The organism is Microbacterium sp. UBA1097 (assembly GCF_002313585.1).
In the GTDB taxonomy this organism is placed as follows: Bacteria; Actinomycetota; Actinomycetes; order Actinomycetales; family Microbacteriaceae; genus Microbacterium.
This window is the reverse complement of the sequence record NZ_DCBW01000058.1, coordinates 39,959-63,009: the sequence shown is the minus strand read 5'-3', so window position 1 is coordinate 63,009 and position 23,051 is coordinate 39,959. Positions and strand designations below refer to the sequence as shown.

At 66.8% G+C, this 23,051-nt stretch carries 17 protein-coding genes, 1 tRNA gene and 1 other RNA gene; 15 read left to right on the top strand and 4 right to left on the bottom strand.

Annotated features, from left to right (window positions below; genetic code table 11):
- The first annotated feature begins 89 nt into the window (after positions 1-89).
- The 5 genes from B4F19_RS13665 (at position 90) to B4F19_RS13645 (ending at position 2,928) form a co-directional block, all read left to right on the top strand.
- Complete coding sequence (locus tag B4F19_RS13665) at positions 90-506, top strand: GNAT family N-acetyltransferase (RefSeq protein ID WP_292735696.1); 417 nt, start codon at positions 90-92, stop codon at positions 504-506.
- Between the two features lie 42 nt (positions 507-548).
- Complete coding sequence (locus B4F19_RS13660) at positions 549-1,637, top strand: DNA glycosylase AlkZ-like family protein (RefSeq protein WP_292725868.1); 1,089 nt, start codon at positions 549-551, stop codon at positions 1,635-1,637.
- A 23-nt stretch (positions 1,638-1,660) separates the two neighbouring features.
- Positions 1,661-2,008 (top strand): DUF2200 domain-containing protein, encoded by a 348-nt coding sequence (locus B4F19_RS13655; protein WP_292735694.1) that lies wholly within the window; start codon positions 1,661-1,663, stop codon positions 2,006-2,008.
- A complete protein-coding gene (locus B4F19_RS13650; protein WP_228177984.1) occupies positions 2,005-2,418 on the top strand; it encodes a VOC family protein in 414 nt (137 codons plus the stop codon). The genes B4F19_RS13655 and B4F19_RS13650 overlap by 4 nt, the downstream gene beginning before the upstream one ends.
- Before the next feature lie 420 nt (positions 2,419-2,838).
- Positions 2,839-2,928 (top strand) — tRNA-Ser (locus B4F19_RS13645).
- A 55-nt stretch (positions 2,929-2,983) separates the two neighbouring features.
- Here B4F19_RS13645 and B4F19_RS13640 read toward each other — a convergent pair.
- From B4F19_RS13640 to B4F19_RS13630, 3 genes are read right to left on the bottom strand one after another with little or no spacing between them, the layout of a single operon-like run.
- On the bottom strand, positions 2,984-5,221 hold the full coding sequence (locus B4F19_RS13640; RefSeq protein WP_292735692.1) for a DUF3488 and transglutaminase-like domain-containing protein: 2,238 nt from the start codon (positions 5,219-5,221) through the stop codon (positions 2,984-2,986).
- Positions 5,222-5,268: 47 nt separating this feature from the next.
- Positions 5,269-6,489 carry a DUF58 domain-containing protein gene (locus B4F19_RS13635; RefSeq protein WP_292735690.1) on the bottom strand — a complete coding sequence of 407 codons (1,221 nt, stop codon included), beginning with the start codon at positions 6,487-6,489 and terminating at the stop codon, positions 5,269-5,271.
- Position 6,490: 1 nt separating this feature from the next.
- Positions 6,491-7,504, bottom strand: coding sequence for an AAA family ATPase (locus B4F19_RS13630; protein ID WP_292725875.1), 1,014 nt, complete (start codon positions 7,502-7,504; stop codon positions 6,491-6,493).
- A gap of 142 nt (positions 7,505-7,646) precedes the next feature.
- Here B4F19_RS13630 and ffs point away from each other — a divergent pair.
- The 7 genes from ffs to recR all read left to right on the top strand — a co-directional run bounded on the left by ffs (position 7,647) and on the right by recR (position 17,445).
- Positions 7,647-7,743, top strand: an RNA gene (gene ffs / locus B4F19_RS13625) — signal recognition particle sRNA small type.
- Between the two features lie 105 nt (positions 7,744-7,848).
- Positions 7,849-10,032: a phosphate acetyltransferase gene (gene pta / locus B4F19_RS13620; protein ID WP_292735688.1), complete on the top strand. Its 2,184-nt coding sequence runs from the start codon at positions 7,849-7,851 to the stop codon at positions 10,030-10,032.
- Positions 10,029-11,261, top strand: a complete 1,233-nt coding sequence (locus B4F19_RS13615; protein ID WP_292735686.1) for an acetate kinase — start codon at positions 10,029-10,031, stop codon at positions 11,259-11,261. Before pta ends, B4F19_RS13615 begins: the two co-directional genes overlap by 4 nt.
- Positions 11,262-11,388: 127 nt before the next feature.
- Complete coding sequence (locus B4F19_RS13610) at positions 11,389-12,174, top strand: HAD family hydrolase (RefSeq protein ID WP_292735684.1); 786 nt, start codon at positions 11,389-11,391, stop codon at positions 12,172-12,174.
- A complete protein-coding gene (locus B4F19_RS13605; protein WP_292735682.1) occupies positions 12,171-14,714 on the top strand; it encodes a glycoside hydrolase family 65 protein in 2,544 nt (847 codons plus the stop codon). The genes B4F19_RS13610 and B4F19_RS13605 overlap by 4 nt, the downstream gene beginning before the upstream one ends.
- A gap of 20 nt (positions 14,715-14,734) precedes the next feature.
- Positions 14,735-16,849, top strand: a complete 2,115-nt coding sequence (locus B4F19_RS13600) for a DNA polymerase III subunit gamma and tau (RefSeq protein WP_292727096.1) — start codon at positions 14,735-14,737, stop codon at positions 16,847-16,849.
- 2 nt (positions 16,850-16,851) lie between these two features.
- Positions 16,852-17,445: a recombination mediator RecR gene (gene recR, locus B4F19_RS13595; protein WP_228177993.1), complete on the top strand. Its 594-nt coding sequence runs from the start codon at positions 16,852-16,854 to the stop codon at positions 17,443-17,445.
- A 24-nt stretch (positions 17,446-17,469) separates the two neighbouring features.
- On the opposite strand, the gene B4F19_RS13590 is transcribed toward recR, so the two are convergent.
- On the bottom strand, positions 17,470-18,864 hold the full coding sequence (locus B4F19_RS13590) for a threonine/serine ThrE exporter family protein (protein ID WP_267189641.1): 1,395 nt from the start codon (positions 18,862-18,864) through the stop codon (positions 17,470-17,472).
- A 161-nt stretch (positions 18,865-19,025) separates the two neighbouring features.
- Here B4F19_RS13590 and B4F19_RS13585 point away from each other — a divergent pair, with 161 nt between their 5' ends.
- The 3 genes from B4F19_RS13585 to B4F19_RS13575 all read left to right on the top strand — a co-directional run bounded on the left by B4F19_RS13585 (position 19,026) and on the right by B4F19_RS13575 (position 23,035).
- Entirely contained in the window at positions 19,026-20,312 is a 1,287-nt protein-coding gene (locus B4F19_RS13585; RefSeq protein ID WP_228178037.1) for an aspartate kinase, read from the top strand.
- Positions 20,313-20,436: 124 nt separating this feature from the next.
- Entirely contained in the window at positions 20,437-21,507 is a 1,071-nt protein-coding gene (locus B4F19_RS13580) for an aspartate-semialdehyde dehydrogenase (RefSeq protein WP_228177995.1), read from the top strand.
- 52 nt (positions 21,508-21,559) lie between these two features.
- Positions 21,560-23,035, top strand: coding sequence for a malate:quinone oxidoreductase (locus B4F19_RS13575; protein WP_228177996.1), 1,476 nt, complete (start codon positions 21,560-21,562; stop codon positions 23,033-23,035).
- Positions 23,036-23,051 lie beyond the last annotated feature (16 nt).

Sequence of the window (23,051 nt, the reverse complement as noted above, 5' to 3'; positions counted from 1 at the left end):
GGTCTGGCGGCTCGCCTCGATCACTCAGCCGTCGCGATGAGCAGTTCCCGCGTCGCGGCATGACCGACCGGCTCGGGGAGAATATCCCCATGGCTGCATACGAGTTCTCCGCCGACCCGCGTCGTGTCGATCGGGTCACGGTTCACCGGTGGCTGAGTGAACTGTCGTATTGGGCGCGCGGGCGCAGTCGTGAGCAGCAGGATGCCGCGATCGAGGCCTCTCGCAATTACGGGATCTATGAGTCCGAGACTGGTGAGCAGTTGGGCTACGCCCGGATCGTGACGGACGACGCGACCTTCGCCTGGCTGTGCGACGTCTTCGTCTCACCGGACGCTCGAGGTCAGGGCATCGGGAAGGCGCTCATGGCGGGAATCGTCGCCGACGTCGAACCGCTCGGCGTCCGGCGTATCATGCTCGCCACTGCTGACGCGCACGGACTGTATGCACAGTTCGGATTCGAGGGTGTCCGCGCGCCCGAGAAGTACATGGTTCTCGGGGCCCACTGAGCTGGCTGCATGGGTGTCGGCGCGGAGCGGTACGCTCGCGGCATGCATCGCCTCACGCGGGACGAAGCGCGCCGAATCGCTGTGCGCGCCCAGTTACTGGATGCCGATCGTCCCGGCGATGTCGTCGAGGTCGCCGAGCAGCTCGGCAGCATCAAGATCGATCCGACAGTGACGATCGCGCCCGCGGAGCAGACCGCGTTCTGGAGTCGGATCGGATGGGGGTACGAGCCCGGGCAGCTCAAGAAGGCCGTCGAAGACGATCGCCTGCTGTTCGAGTTCGATGGTCGGTTCTTCGCGTCCAGCCTGATGCCCGACATGGTCGCGTTGATGCGCGCCCGGCAGCTGCGTGCCGCGTCTCGCGAATACCTCGAGGCGAACGCCGCCTTTCGCAAGGACGTGCTCGCTCGGCTCCGCGCGGAGGGGCCGCTGCTGGCATCCGAGATCCCTGACACGAGCGTGGTGCAGCGCAGCAACGAGAGCGGCTGGTACGGATCGAACCAGGTGCCACGGATGCTCGAACTGCTGTCGGTCATCGGCGAGGTGGCCGTGGTTCGACGTGAGAACCGGCAGCGCGTGTGGGACCTTGCCGAGCGGCTGTACGGTCCCGATGACGGGTCCATCACCGCAGAGGAAGCCGAAGAGCGGTTGCAGCAGCGGCGCCTTCATGCCGCGGGTATCGCGCGACAGAAGTCGCCCTGGAGCGAGGTCGGTATGGCGGGGGAGCCGGCCGAGGTCGAGGGGAGCGCGTGGAAATGGCGAGTCGACCCCGAGGCGATCGCCGCGCTGGGAGATGACCCGGGTGGCCGGGTCGCGATCCTCAACCCGTACGACCGGATGCTCTTCGACAGGCCGCGCCTCGCTGAACTGTTCGACTTCGAGTTCATCCTCGAGCAGTTCAAGCCCAAAGCCCAGCGTGTGTACGGCTACTTCGTGCATCCGATCCTCATCGGTGACCGTTTCTCTGCGCTGATGGATGCCGAACTCGACAAGAAGAAAGAGAACCTCGTCGTCTCCGCGGTTCACGAACTGATCCCGTTCGATGACGAGGAACGCGAGATGGTGGATGCCGAGATCCGCGATCTCGGGGAGTGGCTGGGTGTTCCCGTGGTGTTTGCCTCGGGACGCAGGTAGACCCCGGCGCGTACCCTCGGATCATGGCGCACCGGATCTTCACGACGAGCTTCGCGTCGGTCTACCCGCTCTACGTTGCCAAGGCAGAGCGCAAGGGCCGGTCGAAAGGCGAGGTCGACGAGATCATCGCCTGGCTGACGGGTTTCGACGACGAGGCTCTCGCGCAGCATCTCGAACGTGAGACCAGCTTCGAGGAGTTCTTCGCGGATGCCGACCTCAATCCGCGCGTCTCGGCGATCACCGGCGTCGTCTGCGGCGTTCGTGTGGAAGAGATCGAGGATCCGCTGATGCAGAACATCCGCTACCTCGACAAGCTGATCGACGAACTTGCCAAGGGCAAAGCAATGCCGAAGATCCTCCGGGAGGCGTGACGGTGCCTCTCGTCGACCACCTCGCCCTGACTGTCGACGACGTGCCCGCCGCCGCGAGCCAGTTCGAACCTGTGCTCCTCGCGCTCGGGTACACCCGAACGGATGCCGGCAGCATCGTGTTCTGGACCTGTCCAGGAGAGTCCGAACTCATCTTCTATCCAGCGCGCGAGCCGGGGACGGGCCCGCACCGCCACGGTCGGGTCGGCTGGCAGCACCTCGCGTTCGCGGTCGGCTCGCGCGCCGAGGTTGACCGACTCCACGAGATCGCGGTCCGCGCTGGGTGGACGATCGTGCGTGACCCGAAGCCGTACCCGCGCTTCACGCCCCGCTACTACGCATCCTTCGTCGAGGACGCCAACGGTATCCGCATCGAGTTCATGCACAACCCACCGCGGGAGTCGACGGACTGACTGTGCCCCGGAGCGCCGGGACCGCTCGTCGGGCCCTGCTGCTCAAGGACGCAGTCGCGTAGTCGGCCCCGCCCTCTGCCTGACGGCAGAGCGTCGGATGGCTCTGGCGCCGAGCCGCGATCGGCCATAGCGGTATCTCGGTATCTCCGGGTCGGCCCTCCGTTCAGTCGCGCCCTGACGTTGGTCACGAGACCCGGAAGTCGCGCGAAGGCGCGACCGAGTGACGGTGCTCAGTATCTCCGGGCATGAGGTGTTCTTCGGTCGCGCCTTCGTGCGGGTCACGGGCGGCGACACCCGCATTTCGGCGCGACTGAAGAAGGACGTCCTAGCTCACGGCGGTTTAGACCGCCGGGCACTGCCTGATCCCTCGCGCTGGTCGGGGCGGCGAAGAGGCATCGGGTACGATGGACAGGCTGTTCTGGTGACGTGTCTGAGCGGCCTAAGGAGCACGATTGGAAGTCGTGTGTGCGTGCAAGCGCACCGTGGGTTCAAATCCCACCGTCACCGCCATTGTCCTGAGCCGCGTCACCGTTTACGAACGGGTCGCGGCTCAGGGCTTTTTCGTCTAGCCGCGGGTGAACAGGCCGAACACGAGCGAGCGCGGCGCGACGAGAGCGATGGAGCGTCGAGCAGGAGACGCCGCCAGCATCACCTGCCCCCGAACGTCTCGTGCCGCACGCGCAAGCGTCCCGCGCTCGGTTCCCTCACCGCCAATCCGGGCCCCCGACGCCGTGCGGGCACCTGCCAGTGCATACGACTCGCGTTCGATAGCCGACACGAGTATGGACATGGCATCCGCATCAACGCCATGCTCTCGCACGAGCCGGTCCCCGAGCATCCGCGGGGTGTCGCTACCTGCCACGCGGATGCCGAGATCTACCGCCGTATCCCGAACGATTGCCCACGCGGCAACCGCATCACCGCGCGCGGCCGAAGCAAGCCGCCGCCGTCGGCGCAGCTCAGCCACAACTCCCGGCGCCGCCAGAAGAGCAAGCAGCCCCATCGCGAAGGCTCCCCAGCCAAACGCCGCCAGGTTGCGCTGCAGGGGAAGGGGAACCGTGGCATTCGGGGTGTCGAGGTTCTCGGAGAGGGCCGACCGCGTGGGTTGCGGCGTCGCCGACGGCGCAGATGACACCGTCGGCGTGGGGCCAGCCGCATCATCCTGCGCGGCATCCGTGGCCGAGCCGAACCGCGTCGCCGTTCCGAGGCTGTTGGTGGGTTCGAACGCGACCCAGCCGATCCCATCGAAGTAGACCTCGGGCCACGAGTGAAGCTGTCCGCTGAGCACCGATCGCACGTTCTGCCCGTCGACGACGGTGCTCGTGTTGACGCCGGGCAGGTAGCCCACGACGATCCGGGAGGGCATGTCGAGAGTTCGGGCCATCAGTGCGAACGCCGACGCGTAGTGCACGCAATACCCCGACTTCACGTCGAGGAACGATGCCACCGCATCAGCGCCTGACCCATCGAACCCCTGCTCAACCGGGGCGTCGAGCGAGTACCGGAAGTCAGCCCCGCGGAACCACGACTGCATCGCGATCAGGGCGTCATAGTCGTTCGTGGTGCCAGCCGTGATCTCTCGCGCTGTCTGGGCGATGATCTCGGGAAGATTGTCAGGCAGAGCGGATGCCGTCTCCCGAACCCGGTCGGGGTTGGCATCCGCCGCACGGATTTGGTCGAGAGTTGGTTCGGGAACGCGGGTTTCGACGACATACGACTGCCCTTGGGTCGCGCCGTTCTCGCCCACCACCGTCCGATTGAGCGGCATCGTGTTCCAGGAGCCCGACAGGCCCTCGACGTCCACCGCTGGGAAGGGCACCGGGAGCCAGGATGACGAGAGATCGGTGATCTCGACAGTCGTGAGGTATTCCGCAATCTCGATCCCGGGGGACGCCTCGACCTCCCCGAAGGCGCGGGAGCTGTCCAGCGGAAGTGACCATGTGCGATCGGGTTGCCAGACGGCGCCGGTGAACTCGCTGAGCGTTGCCACGCGCAGGTACGGAGGCAGAGGCGCGGTCGAGCGCATCCGCAGGACCTCGATCTGCTCAGGGCGACGCAGATCCTGCCCGAGCGAGAGGGATGCGTCGATTCCCGCGGTACCGCTTCCGGATGCGACCCGGGGACCGGGCTGGGGGAGCGAGGGTGTGATGATGAGGGTCGCGACCAGAGCGAGAGCTCCGATACCTGCCGCGACGGCGGAGGCGCCGCTCGCGCGTCCACTCCTCGGTTCCCGGCCGCGGGTCTCGGCGCGAAGCAACAGCAACACAGCCGCCGCGAGCAGCGCGAACGACCAGAGGTTGACGGCGCTGGGCACCGTCAGAGCAGGGATCAGCGACACCGTGAACAGTGCGACACCGGCCAGCAGCGGCATCCGTGCTGTCAAGGCAATGTGATCCACAGCAATCGTGAACAGGCCCGCTGCCCCGACCACCAAGAAGCTCAAGGCCGGGGTCGGAACCATGGGGGCCGCGCTGTAGAAGATCTCCTCGGATGCCGTGACCACGAGGCCCGCTGCCTGATCCACGCTCGCAAAGACCGGGATGATTCCCCACAGCGCGGTCTCTCGCAGGAACACGACGGTGACAACGCCGATCGTGAGGGCAAGCTCGACCGCGCTGATGCCGATCGCCGACATCCGGGTACGGCGAAGCAAGAATCCTGTGACCATGATCGCCGCCGACAGCGCGAGGGTGCCCCAAATCCAGGCGCCGGGCGCGATGACTCGCGTCACCGGAAGAAGGGCGGCAACGATCCCGACCATCACCCCGATCGTCAGTAGTGCGTCAGAACGTCCGGTTCGCATCCCCCGCCAGCGGGCCCTGCGAGCAGCTCTCCATCGTGTCGACCAGCTCATCGCCTCTGACCCTGGTCTCGCGCGTCGTCCCACCAGCCGGGCATCTCGGGGCCCACGCGAATGGCCTGAACCCGCCACCCCAACTCCGCCGCTCGGTCGAAGGCGTCAGCGCTGGCGTCGGTGGCCAGCAGAATCGGCAGGGTCGTGTGTGCGCCGATCGGAGCGAGGGCGGCGACATCGGCCTCCGAGAGGGTGCCGGTAATGATGACGATCGGGCCGCTGCCGACGCGGGCGAAGGCGCGCGGTAAGTCATGGATGTTGTGCCCAGTGCCGGCGACGATGGTTGCGCAATCTGCGGCGAACGCGTCGAGGAGTGCTTTCTCGCCCGGTTCGATGGGCTCGTGGAGGGGTGTTCCGTCGCTCTCGAGCACGCTCACGGTGTAGCCGTCGTGGGACAGTTGCGCGACAGCCGACACGGTAGTGGCAACTGCCGCCTCGAAAGCGGGATCCTGCCCGGGCGCTGCGGCGGCCCCGGCGCCCCAGCGCGCATCGTCCCGGTCGATCACGACGACGGCATCCGGTGCAGCCTCATTCTCTTCCTGGCGCACCATGAGTCCGTCGTGGTGAGCTGACGCACGCCAGTGGATGCGGCGCATCGAATCCCCTGGCTGGTAGGGGCGGGCCAGCAGATTGTCCACGCCATGGCCGCGCTGCGTGTGGGTGGCGTGGAGCGCCCCACCCGCTGTCGCCGTCATCGCCCGCAGTGCCGTTACCTCGACCTGCGCGGGAGCGACCCGGACCGATTCGGCTTCGATCACGCGCACCGCGCGTCGGGCGAGCCCGAAGGGGTCTTCGGTGATGACCCGCAGCGGACCGAGAGCGTAGGTGCCACGCGTGCTGGGCGTCACCCTATATGTCACCGAGGCTGCCTTGTCGGCCCCGCCCCAGTTGAGGTCGCCCTCAAGCTCGCCGATGAAGACCGGGTCGGCGAGCTCGTGCCACCGTCCGGACCTGCCCATCATGCGCGAAGGCGGCCGGAGCGTCACCGTGACGGTCGTGGGTTTGCCGACCGTCGAGACGTCGGGAACGATCCGCCGAGGCGTGGCGGTGGGAGCCGCCCGAAACCAGAGCGATGCGAGACTCCCCGCACACACCACCACCATGAGGACACCGAAGAACATGAGTTCGACGACGCCGGTCTCTCCCGCGATCACGAACGAAGCGATGGCGAGGATCAGGGCACCGGTGCCCCGAGGCGTAAATGGCCACCAGCGCATGTCACCGCCGCGAGGCGAGCGGGACGCGGGCGCTTGCCGCGATCTGATCGAGGGCATCCGCCACCGCGGCTTCGCCGTGGTTGGCTCCGCCGGCTGCGCGTGTGGCGATCAGGCGGTGGGCGAACACCGGATGCAGGAGGCCGGTGATGTCGTCGGGGATGACAAAAGATCGTCCCTCCAGCGCTGCAGCCACCTTGGCAGCTCGAACGAGTTGCAGCGTCGCGCGCGGGCTCGCTCCGAGCTTCAGGTCGGGGTGAGCGCGGGTCGCCTGAGCGAGGGAAACGGTGTACTCCTCGATCGCGGGCGCCACATGAATATGCCGCGCCGCGACGATCAGCTCAGCCACCTCGTGGGTTGTGACGACGGGTCGGACGGATTCGAGCGGGTTGACTGTCTCACGCTGGCGCAGCATGAGGGTCTCGGCGCGTGCATCCGGGTAGCCCATCGAGATCCGCATCGTGAACCTGTCGCGCTGCGCCTCGGGAAGCGCGTACGTCCCCTCCATTTCGAGAGGGTTCTGGGTGGCGACGACCAGGAACGGGTGCGGCACGAGGTGTGTGTGCCCGTCGACGGTGACCTGCCGTTCCTCCATCGCCTCCAGCAGTGCGGATTGGGTCTTGGGGGAGGAGCGGTTGATCTCGTCGGCGATGACGATGTTGGCGAACACGGCACCCGGTTTGAACTCGAACTCACGCTCGATGGGGTTGAAGGCCGAAACACCGGTGACGTCGCCCGGGAGCAAGTCGGGCGTGAACTGGATGCGTCGCACCGCGGCGTCGATGGATGCTGCCAGCGCCCGGGCAAGCATCGTCTTTCCGACTCCGGGGACATCCTCAATAAGAAGGTGCCCCTCGGCGAGCAGGCAGATGAGTGCGCTGCGAGCCGCTTCCGGCTTGCCGTCGATCACGGATGTGATTGCCCCGAGGATCGCGTTGGTGACCTCGGCGAAGCGCTCCACGGCGATTGGCGGGCTTTCTGCGGTGACCCGCTCCTCGCGGATGACGCTTTCGGTCATGCCGACCCCCTCCGCCTGTGCGCGCGCCGCCTCGTCGGATATGCGGCGCCTCGTCGGTCGTTGCACAATCGTAACCTCGGCTGACCGGGTGCGGCTCTGGGAGGACGCCGCGAATCCCGACGGGACGAATGGTTAGACTAGGGGAAGCTCTCCGCGCGGCGGCATCCAGGCCAACTCCCCCAGGACGGAAACGTAGCAAGGGTAACCAGGCTCTGCCGGGTGCGCGGAGAGTCTTTTCATTCCCGCGTGGTCCTGACGCAACGGGGCGTGAACATTCGGTTGCCTCGGGTTTTTCTCCGGTAGGCACCCGGCGGCGCCCCCGCGGTCGCACCTAGGCTGATGGGGTGGCGCAGAGCATCTTCATCACCTCGGCAGAAGGTCACTCCGGAAAGTCCACGATCGCCCTGGGGGTGCTCGATGCGTTGAGCCATGCCACCCCACGCGTCGGCGTGTTCCGAGCGATCGCCCGCTCGACCACGGAACCCGACTACGTGCTCGAGATGCTTCTCGCGCACGACGGTGTCGATCTTCCGTACGACGACTGCATCGGCGTGACCTACGACGAGGTGCGCGCCGATCCCGACGCTGCCCTCGGCAAGATCGTGGAGCGCTACAAGGCCGTTGAGGCGCAGTGTGACGCCGTCGTGATCGTGGGGAGCGACTACACGGACGTCGGGTCACCCGCGGAGCTCGGCTACAACGCCCGCATCGCGGCAAATCTCGGTGCCCCAGTCTTGCTCGTGATGAGCGGCCGAACCGGCGAAGCGGAAAAGCTCGGGTCGTCACCTGCGCGAACCCCCGAGGAGATTGGCCAGATCACCGCACTAGCACTGGCCGAGCTCGCCCACGGACGAGCGGGGCTCCTCGCGGTGATCGTCAACCGTGCGGATGCGGAGCGGATCGAAGACGTCGTCGGATCCGTGCGTGAGGTCATCGATCACGCCCGCGAGCCCGAGCACGTGGCATCCGACGGTGTCGTGCCGGTGTGGGCGATTCCCGAGGACACGTTCCTGGTGGCCCCCACGATGCGCGAGGTCATGGCGGCGATCGATGGGACACTGATCAAAGGCGACGAGGAGTTGCTCTCGCGCGAGGTCCTCGGTGTCGTGATCGCGGGGATGTCGATGGTCAACGTGCTGCCGCGGCTGAGTGAGAGTTCCATCGTCATGATCCCAGCCGACCGCACCGAGGTGCTGCTGGCGACGCTGCTGGCGCACTCCTCGGGCACGTTCCCGTCGATTTCCGGCATCCTGCTCAACGGCCCGTTCCCCCTGCCCGAACAGATCGACAGGCTGATGGATGGCGTCTCCTCGAACCTGCCGATCATCGCAACCGATGAGGGTACCTTCGAGACCGCCGTCAAGGTCATCAATACGCGGGGACGCTTCGCCGCGGCATCCCAGCGGCGGTACGACACCGCGCTGTCGATGTTCGAGCAGTACGTCGACACCGCGATGCTGAGCAGATCGCTCGGCTTGGCGCGGTCGTCAGTCGTCACCCCACTCATGTTCGAATACCAGCTCGTGGAGCGGTCCCGCGCGGATCGGCGGCGGATCGTGCTTCCCGAGGGAAACGACGATCGCGTCATCCGGGCCGCCGCGACAGTCCTCGCGCGCGGCATCGCCGACCTCGTCATCCTCGGCGATGAGGGCGATATCCGCACGCGAGCGGCAGAGCTCGGCGTCGACCTGACAGCAGCGCAGATCATCAGCCCGTTCGACCCCCACTACGTCGAACAGTTCGCGCAGGAGTACGCGCGCCTGCGGGCCCACAAGGGGATCTCGTTCGATCAGGCAGCCGACACCGTCACCGACGTGTCCTACTTCGGGACGCTGATGGTTCACCTGGGCCTGGCCGATGGCATGGTCTCGGGCGCTGCGCACACGACGGCGCACACGATCCGTCCGGCGTTCGAGATCATAAAGACCAAGCCGGGTGTCTCGGTGGTGTCGAGCGTCTTCCTCATGGCTCTGGCCGACCGCGTGCTCGTGTACGGCGATTGCGCCGTGATCCCTGATCCCACTTCTGAGCAACTCGCCGACATCGCGATCTCGTCTGCAGCGACAGCCGCGCAGTTCGGGATCGACCCCCGCGTCGCGATGCTGTCGTACTCGACGGGGGAGTCCGGGTCGGGGGCGGATGTCGAGAAGGTGCGCGCAGCCACCGCCTTGGTCCGCGACAGGGCGCCGGAACTGCTCGTCGAGGGCCCCATCCAGTACGACGCAGCGGCTGACGCGGCGGTTGCCGCCGCGAAGATGCCCGGTTCACAGGTCGCCGGTCGCGCAACAGTCTTCGTCTTCCCGGACCTCAACACCGGGAACAACACCTACAAGGCGGTCCAACGCTCGGCCGGAGCTGTCGCGATCGGGCCCGTCCTGCAGGGGCTCAACAAACCCATCAACGACCTGTCGCGGGGCGCGCTGGTCGACGACATCGTGAACACCATCGCGATCACCGCGATTCAGGCCCAAGCGGATGCCGACACCTCGGCTCCAGCATCCAGTGAGAAGGAAGGGACCACCGCATGAGTGTCGTCCTCGTCGTCAACAGCGGTTCGTCGTCATTCAAGTACCAGCTGATCGACATGGACAACGAAGCGGTGCTCGCCTCGGGCCTCGTGGAACGGATCGGGCAAGAGAACGGTCACGCGCGTCACACCGTCACCGCGGCGGAGTTCGCCCCGGATGAGCCGGCACCGACATTCGTGAGCGCGACCTCCGAGCGAGACCTGCCGATTCCCGACCACACCGCAGGCTTCCAGGTGATGATCGATGCCTTCGCTGCGCACGGCCCCTCACTGCAGGCGAATCCGCCCGTCGCCGTTGGTCACCGCGTCGTGCACGGTGGGGCGCGCTTTTTCGAGCCGACGCTGGTGACTCCGCTGGTGCTCATCAACATCGAAGACCTGTCGGTACTCGCGCCCCTCCACAACCCAGGGGCGGTGCAGGGCATCCGTGCCGCACAGGAAGCGTTCGACACGATTCCTCACGTCGCCGTCTTCGACACCGCGTTCCATCAGACGCTCGCCCCCGCCGCCTACACGTATGCGATCGACACCGAACTCGCGCAGGAGCACCGCCTGCGCCGGTACGGCTTCCACGGCACCTCACACAAGTTCGTCAGCGAAGCCGCAGCGGCGTTCCTCGACCGGCCGCTGGGAGACCTGAAGCAGATCGTGTTCCACCTCGGAAACGGAGCCTCGGTCACCGCGATCGACGGTGGTCGTTCGGTCGACACGTCCATGGGGCTCACACCGCTGGAGGGACTTGTCATGGGCACCCGTTCGGGCGACGTCGACCCGGCCATCGTGTTCCAGCTTGCGCGACGCGCGGGGCTCTCGATCGACGACCTCGACGATCTGCTCAACAAGCGCTCGGGACTGCTCGGCCTGGCGGGGGCCTCCGACATGCGCGACATCGAACAGCGACGCGAGGACGGCGATGAGGCGGCGACGCTGGCCTTCGACGTCTACATCCATCGCCTGCGCACCTACGCCGGTGCGTATCTCGCGCAGCTCGGCGGCGTGGATGTCATTTCCTTCACCGCCGGCGTCGGCGAGAACTCGCCCATCATCCGTGCGGCGGCCCTCGAAACCCTCGGCTTTGCGGGAGTGGAGATCGACCCCGAACGCAACGAGCGGCGGGAGCGCGGCATCCGTCGTATCTCGACCGATGCGTCTGAGGTGAGCGTCCTGGTCGTACCGACCAATGAAGAACTCGAGATCGCTCGGCAAACTCTGGGCGTCGCGCAGGGCTGAGCGCCCGCAAACCAGCATTGCGGCAGGGTCGAACTACTACGCTTGCACCACGGCGTCAGCCGTACCCGACCTATTGCCATGGCTCGTGCCAACGCTTTCGACATCGCCACCCGCCGGGAGGATTCCTGTGGCCGACGCTCTTCCCGATCTCACCGCCTACGATGCGGTGCTCTTCGATCTGGACGGGGTGCTGACACCGACCGCCGAGGTGCACATGCATGCGTGGCAGGCGATGTTTCAGGAGCTCTTCGCGGCGTGGAACATCACGCCCGAGTACACCGAGCGTGACTACTTCGAGCACCTCGACGGCAAGAAGCGCTACGACGGCGTCGCGAGCCTGCTGTGGAGCCGTGATGTCGAAGTACCCTGGGGCGACCCGAGCGACTCGCCTGAGATCGACACCGTCTGCGGCATCGGCAACCGCAAGAACGCTGTCTTCGAGAGCGTGCTGCGAAGCGAAGGAATCGCGCCGTATCCGGGCTCGCTCGCGCTGCTGGACGTGCTGCGGGATGCCGGTACCCGGATCGCGGTGGTCTCGAGTTCCAAGAACGCCCGGGAAGTGCTCACTGCCGCCGGCATTATCGATCGCTTCGAGGTGATCATGGACGGCGTCATCGCCGAACGCGACGGGCTGGCCTCCAAGCCCGCCCCCGACGTGTTCGTCGAGGCTGCTGCGATGCTCGGTGTCGACCCGGCATCCAGCGCGGCCGTCGAAGATGCCCTGTCAGGGGTACGTTCCGCGGCTGCTGGCGGATTCGCGCTCGTGGTCGGCGTCGACCGTGGCGTCGGAGCCGAGGTGCTGCGCGACGCTGGCGCACACGTGGTGGTCTCCGATCTGGCCGAGTTCCTCGACGGCGACGGTGCCGGCATCCCTACCGCTGCTCTCGCACCCGAACCGGAGGAGTCCGCGTGATCGATCGTGATCGCTACCCCATCGACCCATGGCGGCTCGTCGAGACGAGCTACTCGCACGACGAGGTCGGGGTCTCCGAGACACTCTTCGCCGTCGGTAACGGCTACCTGGGCTTGCGGGGCAACAGCCCCGAGGGTCGCTTCGCGCACGAGCACGGCACCTTCATCAACGGCTTCCACGAAGTCTTCCCGATCCGGCATGCGGAGCAGGCGTATGGGTTCGCCGAGGTCGGCCAGACGATCATCAACGCCCCGGATGCCAAGATCATGCGGGTCTACGTCGACGACGAGCCGCTGTCACTCGACATCGCCGATGTGCGTGAGTACGAGCGTGTCCTCGATCTGCGCGACGGCGTCATGCGTCGGCGGATCCTGTGGGTGACACCGTCGGGCAAAGAGGTGCTGATCGAGGATGATCGGCTGGTGTCGTTCGAGGAGAAGCACCTTGCGATCCTTCGGCAGACCGTCACGGTCCTGAACGCCGATGCGCCGGTCACCATCAGCTGTCAGATCATCAACCGGCAAGACGGCGAGGACGTCTACGGCGGAACTCCCGTCGCACCCAAGAAGGCGGGATTCGATCCGCGCCGGGCCGAGCGGATCCACCAGCGCGTTCTGCAGCCACAGGAGTACTGGCAGGACGGCACGCGGTCGGCGCTGGCCTACAAGGCATCCGAATCCGAGATGACGATCGCGGTCGTGGCCGACCACATCATCACCACCGACAACGAGTACGACCCCCGCTGCCTGATCGAACCCGACATCGCCAAGAACGTCTTCCGCGTCCGGGCGAAGGCCGGCGTGCCGGTCACCGTCACCAAGCTCGTGAGCTACCACACCTCGCGCGGTGTGCCCGCTCGGGAACTGGTCGATCGGTGCCGCAGGACCCTTGATCGCGCGGAGGCCGAGGGCGTCGATACGTTCTTCACGCGCCAGCGCGAATGGCTGGATGCGTTCTGGGAGCGTTCGGACGTTCGGATCGGCGGCCATGACGATCTGCAGCAGGCGACCCGCTGGTGCCTCTTCCAGCTCGCCCAGGCTGCCGCGCGGGCCGATGGGCTCGGCGTCCCCGCGAAGGGTGTCTCGGGGTCGGGCTACTCGGGTCACTACTTTTGGGACACCGAGATCTACGTGCTGCCGTTCTTGGCTTATACGACCCCGCAGTGGGCGCGAAACGCACTGCGGATGCGGTACCTCATGCTTCCCGCCGCGCGTCGGCGCGCGCGTCAACTCAACGAGGCCGGGGTGCTCTTCCCGTGGCGCACGATCAACGGTGAGGAGGCCTCGGCCTATTACGCCGCTGGCACCGCTCAGTACCACATCAATGCCGACGTGAGTTTTGCCCTCGCGAAGTATGTGCGGGCGACGGGCGACACCGAGTTCCTCTATCGCGAAGGCGTCGATATCGCCGTCGAGACCGCCCGGATGTGGGCGAGCCTCGGGTTCTGGCGTGAGACGGAACTCGACTCCGAGCGGTCGTTCCACATCCACGGTGTGACGGGGCCCGACGAGTACACGACAGTCGTCAACGACAACCTCTTCACGAACGTCATGGCGCGCTTCAACCTGCGTTTCGCTGCCCACACGTTGCGCGACATGGCCCTGGACGCTCCCGAGGATTACCGCCTCATGGTGGATCGCCTGGGCCTGGGGGAGCACGAGGTCGAGGCGTGGGAGGCCGCGGCTGAGGCGATGAACATCCCGTTCAGCGATGCCTTCGGCATCCACCCCCAGGACGCCGTTTTCCTCGAGAAGGAAGTCTGGGACCTCGAGAACACATCGCCCGACCAGCGGCCGCTGCTGCTGCACTTCCACCCGCTGGTGATCTACCGGTACCAGGTGCTCAAGCAAGCCGACGTGGTGCTGGCGCTGTTCTTGCAGGGCAACCACTTCACCGCCGAAGAGAAGCTGGCCGACTTCGAGTACTACGACCCCCTGACGACGGGGGACTCGACGCTGTCGGCAGTCGTGCAGGCGATCCTCGCTGCCGAGGTCGGCTACCAGGACCTCGCCCTGAGGTACTTCCTCGACTCGATCTATGTCGATCTCGGCGACCTGCATCACAATGCCGCGGATGGCGTGCACGTCGCCTCGGCCGGCGGCGTCTGGACCGCGCTGGTCAGTGGATTCGGAGGTATGCGCGACCACTTCGGGGAGTTGAGCTTCGATCCGCGGCTGCCTGCCGACTGGCCGGAGCTCTCCTTCACGCTGCACTGGCAGGGCACGCGGCTGCAGGTGACGATCGCCCGCGACCGGATGTGGTTCGCGGCGGGGCCGGGGCAGAGCGTCTCGTTCTCGGTGCGGGGCGCTCAGTACGTCATCGACCCCGAGCAAGAGCTGATGATTCCGCTTGCCGATCAGGGTCCGGTGATTCCCGGCCGACCCTCGATTCGTCAGTTCGCGGATGTCACCCGCGACGACGGGTCGCTGCTGTCGGCATCCGTGCCGGTCGTCACGACCTCGATCCCGATCGTGGGGTCGCCGGAGACGTTCGAGAGCGTGCCGGATCAGCTGCCGCAGGCCGCTGACCCGATGTCGTGACCACGCCCTAGGCTGGACGAATGACCACCGCCCTGTACCGCCGGTATCGCCCCGAGGCGTTCGGCGAGATGATCGGGCAGAGTCAGGTCACCGAACCGCTCATGACCGCGCTGCGGGGCGACCGCGTCGGGCACGCCTACCTGTTCTCCGGGCCTCGCGGGTGCGGCAAGACGACCTCGGCGCGCATCCTCGCGCGGTGCCTGAACTGTGCCCAGGGACCGACCGACACCCCCTGCGGTACGTGCGAGAGCTGCATCGAGCTCGGACGCGGCGGCGGGGGATCCCTGGATGTCGTCGAGATCGACGCCGCCAGCCACAACGGTGTCGATGACGCACGCGATCTGCGGGAGCGCGCCGTCTTCGCACCCGCACGTGATCGGTTCAAGATCTTCATCCTCGACGAGGCGCACATGGTGACGCCGCAGGGATTCAACGCCCTGCTCAAACTCGTCGAAGAGCCTCCCGATCACGTGAAGTTCATCTTCGCCACGACCGAGCCTGAGAAAGTCATCGGCACGATCCGGTCGCGCACGCACCACTACCCGTTCCGACTCGTCCCGCCGGCGGCGATGCTCGAGTATGTGGGCTCGCTCTGCGAGAGCGAGGGCGTGGTCGTCGATCCCGGTGTGCTGCCCCTGGTCGTCCGCGCCGGCGGCGGGTCCCCGCGAGACACGCTGTCGCTGCTCGACCAACTCATCGCGGGCTCGGAAGGCGCCGTCACGTACGAACGCGCGGTCGCACTTCTCGGGTACACGCATGCCGAGCTTCTCGACGAGATCGTCGACGCGCTCGCGGCATCCGACGCCGGTGCCGTCTTCGCCGCCGTCGACCGGGTTGTACAGACCGGGCAAGACCCGCGCCGCTTCGTCGACGATCTTCTGGAACGGCTGCGCGACCTCATCGTCGTCGCCGCGACGGGGGACGGCGCCGCAGCAGTGCTACGGGGCGCATCCCCCGAAGACCTCCAGCGGATGTCGGCGCAAGCAGACCGGTTCGGCGCTCAACGGCTCTCGCGCACAGCGGATGTCGTTGTCGCCGCGCTCGACGAGATGACCGGTGCCACCTCACCGCGACTGCAGCTCGAGCTCATGTGCGCGCGCGTTCTGGCGCTGGCCGCCGCCGCTCCAGCTGCTTCCCCGGCCCCTGCGGCCGCTGCCCCGGCACCCGCTCCAGCTGCTTCCCCTGCCCCTGCGGCCGCTGCTGCCCCGGCGCCCGCCGCTGCTCCGGCCCCTGCTGCTCCCACTCCCTCGCCCGCGCCTACGGAAGCGAGCGTTTCGGAGACGAGCGTTGCGACAGTGCCTCCCGCGCCACTGACCGAGCCGGTGACGCTGGGCGTGGTTCGGGAGCAGTGGGCTGCGGTACTTGCCGCGCTGGAGGGCATCAGTCGCTCGTCATGGTTGCTGGTGTCTGTCGCGACAGTTGCCGATTTCTCGGGCGACGTGCTCACCCTCACGTTCGCGAACGCTTCCGACGTCGCCAAGTTCAAGCATCTTCTTGCCGGCGCAGGACCCAGCGAAGATCTTCGCACCGCGATCAAGCAGGTTCTTGGCATCCGGGTGAAGTACCTTGCCAAGCACGACCCCGCGGGCGGACCCTCGGACTCGTCAGGCCCCTCAGACGGCGGGCCTACTGGCGGGCCGGGCCCGGGCGAGGCGCCCCGGACGCCGCAGCCCGGCGGCGGCGCGAGTGCACAGCCCGGAGGCGGCACGCCGGCCCCGCCTCGTGGCGGCGGAACGACAGCGCAGCCTCGCGGCGGAACGACAGCGGCTGCCGCAGCTCCCGCCGTGACGGACTGGGCGGTCGCCCCCATCCCCTCGTCCGAAGCGCCGACCGCGGTCCTTGCGCCTTCTCTCGCGGTCGATGACGAGCCCGAGGATGCGCCGGTCGGTCTCGCTGTGCAGCTTCCGGCTCCCCGGGAGGGCGACGTCCTCGATGCTGATGAGCCCTCAGCCGACGATGATGACAGCGAGGGTGTCGATCTGGATGTCGCCCCCGAGCAGGCGCCTGTCGTCGCACAGCGGATCGCCCGGGCTCCCGACGGAACGCAGCGCTACGGGGAGGCGGTGGTGCGCCAGCTGCTGGGGGCGCGCTTCATCCGTGAAGAACCGCACGCATCACCCACGAGGTTCGGCTGAGCATGTACGACGGCATCGTCCAAGACCTCATCGACGAGCTCGGTCGGCTTCCCGGTATCGGGCCGAAGTCGGCGCAGCGCATCGCATTTCACATCCTGCAGACCCCGTCGTTCGATGTGTCGCGACTGTCGCAGGTGCTCGCCGAGGTGCGGGAAAAGGTTCGGTTCTGTGAGCTCTGCGGCAATGTATCGGAGCAGGATCGCTGCAGCATCTGCCGCGACCCTCGCCGCAACCAGACGCTGATTTGCGTCGTCGAGGACGCGAAGGATGTCGCGGCGATCGAGCGCACGCGCGAGTTCCGCGGGCTCTACCACGTCCTCGGCGGGGCGATCAGCCCGATCGCGGGTGTCGGTCCCGACGATCTGCGCATCGCGCAGCTCATGCAGCGACTTGCCGACGGTACGGTTCAGGAAGTCATCCTTGCCACCAACCCGAACCTCGAGGGTGAAGCTACAGCGACCTACCTGTCGCGCCTGCTGACCTCCCTGCAGATCACAGTCACGAGACTCGCCTCGGGTCTGCCGGTCGGTGGTGATCTCGAGTACGCCGACGAGGTCACGCTCGGTCGCGCCTTCGAGGGTCGTCGCTCGATCTGAGTCGGGTCAGCAGAACCCGGCTTCTCAGATGCGGAACCGGGCGCGCGCGTTCATGACACTCGTGAGGGTCGCCCGCACCGGCTGCCCGAGGTAGATGCCCAGTGATGCGCCGACAGCCAGTGCGATACCGATCACTCCGGCGTTCACGAGTGTCCCGAACCCCACGAGCATGTGAGCCGGGTCCTCACCTGACTGCACCAGCGTGAGCAGGCCCCGGAAGACCATCGCACCGGGCACCATTGGCAAGATGGCTGCCGCCGTCACGGCTACCGACGGCACGTGGAGGCGGTAGGCGAGCAGGATGCCGATGAAGCTGCCGGCGAGGGCGCCCACGCCGCATGCTGCGGCGGTGTCGAGGCCGATGAGCGACGCCAGAAGGTAGCCGGTCCAGGCTGCGACGCTTAGTGCCGCGCTGACGAGGATGATCCGCATCCCTGACCCGTTGATGACCGCCACCGATACGGCGATCAGTGCGGCGCCCAGGAACTGCAGCGGGATGGCGCCGAGGGGGAGAGCCTCGCTCGGAGGATCGACGGTGAGCCCGATAAGGCTGGCGACCTGCAGACCCACCAGGATGCCGATGACAACGCCGAGCGTCTGAGTGGTCAGTTCCAGGATGCGTCCCGATGCGGTGAGGGCGAACCCGTCGATCGCATCCTGGGCTGCTCCCACGACGGTGAGGCCGGCGAGCATCAACACGATCGCTGAGGCGACGATGACGGAGGGGCGTGCGTCAGCGGCGCCCGGCAGGCCTGTTCCAGCCAGCGCGGGAGCGAGCGATGCGAACAGCGTCAGGACTGCGGCGGCGGTGATCTGGCTGAAAAAGAACGGCACCCGTGCCCGCGCGAGACCGAATTGTGTGAGCGCGGCGAGGGCTGCAGCGAGGAACGCGAGAACCGTCACAACGGGATTGCCGCCGAACATGATCGCAACGCCCACGGCGAGCAGGCCCTGCGCTGCGACCACGATGATCGGTCGACGGGAGAAAGGTGTTCGTCGGATCCCGGTCAGGCGCGCCCGCGACTCCGGTAGCGCAAGGCCGCTCGTGACCTCGTTCAGGAGCGCCTGCAGTCGCAGCAGTTTCTCGTAGTCGGGAGCCGCCGCCCGGACAACGCGCAAAAGCGTGATCGGACGGTCTTCGCCACTGCGGTGATAGGCAGCAGTGATCGAGTTGTATGTGACATCCACGTGCACCGGATGTAGACCGTACGCGCCGGCGGCGCGCACGATCGCAAAGGTCACCTCTGAGGCGGGAGCCCCAGTCACCAGCATCGTCTCGCCCAAGCGGACGGCGAAGTCGAGGATGCGCACCGCAGCGGCGTCATCGACGATCGGAAGCGCTTCGGTCGCCGGGTAGGCGTCTGCGGAGATACGGAAGAGGCGGCCAAGTGGATTCGGTAGGCGACGCCGACGTTGCATGGCGGAAGCTCCCAGGTCGTCACGGATGGCTTCGTCCACCCTACGTGCCGCGTTCCGGTGCTACCTGGCGCCGACGGTCCCCATGACGTGTTCGGCATGTGCGCCTCCGTAGAATGGGTCGCTGGGTTCGGCATCCGAGCCTGTCATCCCGGGAGTTGCATGTGGCGCTGATCGTCCAGAAGTACGGTGGGTCGTCGGTGGCCGACGCCGAGAGCATCAAGCGCGTCGCCAAACGGATCGTCGACACACGTCGTGCCGGTCACGACGTCGTTGTCGCCGTGAGCGCCATGGGCGACACGACCGACGAGCTTCTCGACCTCGCGGGCCAGGTCGCACCGATTCCCGCTCCGCGCGAGCTCGACATGCTGCTTTCGAGCGGTGAGCGGATCTCAATGGCGTTGCTGGCGATGGCGATCTCATCGATGGGTTTCGAGGCGCGTTCGTTCACCGGAAGTCAAGCCGGCATGATCACGGATGCCACGCACGGCGCCGCCCGCATCGTCGATGTCACTCCCATTCGACTCCGCGAGGCTCTCGACGAGGGCGCCATCGTGATCGTGGCCGGCTTCCAAGGCTTCAACCGAGACACCCGTGACATCACGACCCTCGGCCGCGGTGGCTCCGACACGACCGCTGTGGCGCTCGCAGCGGCCCTCGAGGCCGACGTCTGCGAGATCTACAGCGACGTGGACGGGATCTTCACCGCCGACCCGCGCGTCGTGCCGATGGCGCGAAAGCTTGATGTCGTCTCCAGCGAAGAGATGCTGGAGCTCGCCGCCAATGGTGCGAAGGTGCTCTACATCCGCGCCGTCGAATATGCCCGCCGTCACGGCGTCCTCATTCATGCCCGGTCGACGTTCAGCTCGAGCGAGGGCACCTACGTCCTGGGTCCGGGCCAGTCCCGTCCCGATGCTCCGGAGGGAGTCACCATGGAAGAACCCATCGTCGCGGGGGTCGCCACCGACCTCGGTCAGGCCAAGATCACCGTCATCGGCGTCCCGGATGTGCCCGGCAAGGCAGCCGAGATCTTCAAGATCGTCGCCAAGTCGGGTGCGAACGTCGACATGATCGTGCAGAACGTGTCGGCTGCCGCCACCGGACGCACCGATATCTCCTTCACGCTCCCCAAGCAGGATGCCGCGCCGGCGCTGAAGGCGCTCGCCGCCGACCAGAGCGAGGTCGGCTTCGAAAGCCTCGTGCACGACGACCAGATCGGCAAGCTCTCGGTGGTCGGTGCGGGGATGCGCACGCATTCGGGCGTATCAGCGACCCTCTTCGAGGCGCTGAGCGTTGCGGGGATCAACATCGAGATGATCTCGACCTCCGAGATCCGGATCTCGGTGGTGCTTCGCGGCTCCGACATCGCCGAGGCGGCTCGCGTCGTGCACACCGCCTACGGGCTGGATGCCGACAGTGCCGCCACCGTCTACGCCGGCACCGGCCGCTAAACTCTCTGCAACCCCGCAGTCGCACCACCCGCGGCTCGCACCGCACCAGCTCCACTGTCACAGACGGCGGTCCACGACCGCCGTGCGCATCGTTCTGTGACAGCGGAACGGACGAGGAAGCACAATGACCCGCATCTCCGATTCAGGACTCTCCGTCGCCGTCGTCGGCGCCACCGGCCAGGTCGGCACCGTGATGCGCGAGATTCTCGCGGAGCGGTCGTTCCCGATCGGGGAGCTGCGGCTGTTCGCCACCGCTCGATCTGCCGGCAGCGCTGTCGAGTTCGGCGGTCACACCGTCATCATCGAGGACGTCGCAACCGCCGACCCGGCGGGCATCGACATCGCCCTGTTCTCGGCCGGAGCGACCGGCAGCCGTGCCCACGCACCGCGCTTTGCGGCGGCTGGTGCCACCGTTATCGACAACTCCAGCGCCTGGCGCATGGACCCCGAGGTTCCCCTCGTCGTGAGCGAGGTCAATCCGCACGCGATCGACCAGGCGGTCAAGGGAATCATCGCGAACCCCAACTGCACGACGATGGCCGCGATGCCGGTGCTGAAGGTGCTGGATGCCGAGGCCGGGCTCGAACGCCTCATCGTCTCGACCTACCAGGCAGTGAGCGGCTCGGGCCTTGCCGGCGCGCAGGAGCTGCTCGGCCAGGTCGAGGGTGTGCTCGCCCAGGGCGACACCCTGCGCCTCGTGCACGACGGCTCAGCTGTCGATTTTCCGCAGCCCGAGAAGTACGTTGCGCCCATCGCGTTCGACGTCATCCCGTTCGCCGGCAACCTCGTCGACGATGGCCAGAACGAGACCGACGAAGAGAAGAAGCTCCGCAACGAGAGCCGCAAGATCCTCGAGCTCCCCGACCTCCGCGTCGCGGGAACGTGCGTGCGCGTTCCCGTGTTCACCGGGCATTCGCTGAGCATCAATGCCGAATTCGCGCGCGAGATCACGCCCGAACGTGCGCGGGAGATCCTCGCCGACGCTCCGGGCGTCAGCCTCGACGAGGTGCCGACGCCGCTTCAGGCCGCAGGCAAGGACCCCAGCTTCGTGGGACGCATCCGCGCCGACCAGTCCGCTCCCGAGGGCAAGGGGCTCGTGCTGTTCATCAGCAACGACAACCTCCGTAAGGGTGCAGCGCTCAATGCCGTTCAGATCGCTGAGCTGGTCGCCGCGCGTCTGGGTGCACAGGTCTGATCCCGATCTCTCGACGTCGAGATATCGTTCCAGCCGCCCGTAGACTTGACCGGTGACCGAACCCGTCGACGTCCTGCTGATCGGTGGCGGTGTGATGAGCGCCACCCTGGGCACCTTCATCTCCCAACTCGAACCCGACTGGACCATCGAGGTCTATGAGCGGCTGGGCGATGTCGCCCTGGAAAGCTCAAACGCCTGGAACAACGCCGGGACGGGGCATGCCGCCCTGTGCGAGCTGAACTACATGCCGGCGGCAGCCGACGGCAGCGTGGATCCAGCCAAGGCGATCTCGATCAATGAGCAGTTCCAGCTCAGCCGCCAATTCTGGGCATCGCTGGTCGAGCGCGGCATCCTGGACGAACCGTCGACGTTTATCAACTCGACGCCGCACATGACATTCGTGCGCGGCGAGAAGGATGTCGCGTACCTCAAGCGCCGCTACGAGGCGCTGAAGACGCAGCCGCTGTTCGCCGGGATCGAGTACAGCGAAGACTCTCGGGTCATCAACCAGTGGGCTCCGCTGCTCATGCAGAAGCGTCTCGCGAGCGACGAGCCGTTCGCGGCGACGCGCGTCCCGGCCGGCACGGATGTCGACTTCGGTGCCCTCACCAGACAGCTGTTCGACAACCTGAAGCAGCATGGTGGTCGGGTCGTGACCGACCGCCAGGTGACGGGACTGAAGAAGCTGAAGGACGGCACCTGGGAGGTGTCGTGGCGCAACCAGGTCGGTCGCACTCCCGGCAAGACGCGGGCACGCTTCGTGTTCGTCGGCGCGGGCGGATGGGCAATCAAGCTTCTGCAGAAATCCGGTATCCCCGAGATCAAGGGATACGGCGTCTTCCCGATCGGTGGGCAGTGGCTCAAGACCAGCAACCCCGCCCTGGTGGCCCAGCACCGCGCGAAGGTCTACTCGCAGGCATCCGTCGGTGCGCCGCCCATGTCGGTGCCGCACCTTGACACTCGCGTCGTCGATGGTGAGACCTCGCTGCTGTTCGGACCGTTCGCGACGTTCAGTCCGAAGTTCCTCAAGCGCGGCTCGATATTCGACATCATCGCCCAGGTTCGCCCCGGCAATCTGTGGCCGATGATCAAGGTCGCAATCGACAATCCAAGCCTCATCCGGTACCTGATCGGAGAGCTCCTCAAGAACAAGAGGCGCAAGGTCGACAGCCTCCGCACCTTCATGCCGACCGCCAAGGACGAGGACTGGATGCTCCTGAACGCCGGCCAGCGCGCCCAGGTGATGAAGAAGGATCCCGAGAAGGGCGGCGTGCTGCAGTTCGGCACCGAGGTCGTGAGTTCGGCCGACGGCACGATCGCCGGCCTCTTGGGTGCCTCCCCGGGTGCCTCGACTGCCGTGGCGATCATGCTGGGCATCCTGAAGTCGAGTTTCCCCGACCGCATCGACGAGTGGGAGGGGACGCTGCGCGACCTCATCCCGAGCTACGGCGGGCACCTCAACAGCAACCCGGATGCCGCGCAGCAGACCCTTGCCGAGACCGCGAACGTCCTCGCGCTGAAGGCGTAATGCTCGCCTATCCGTC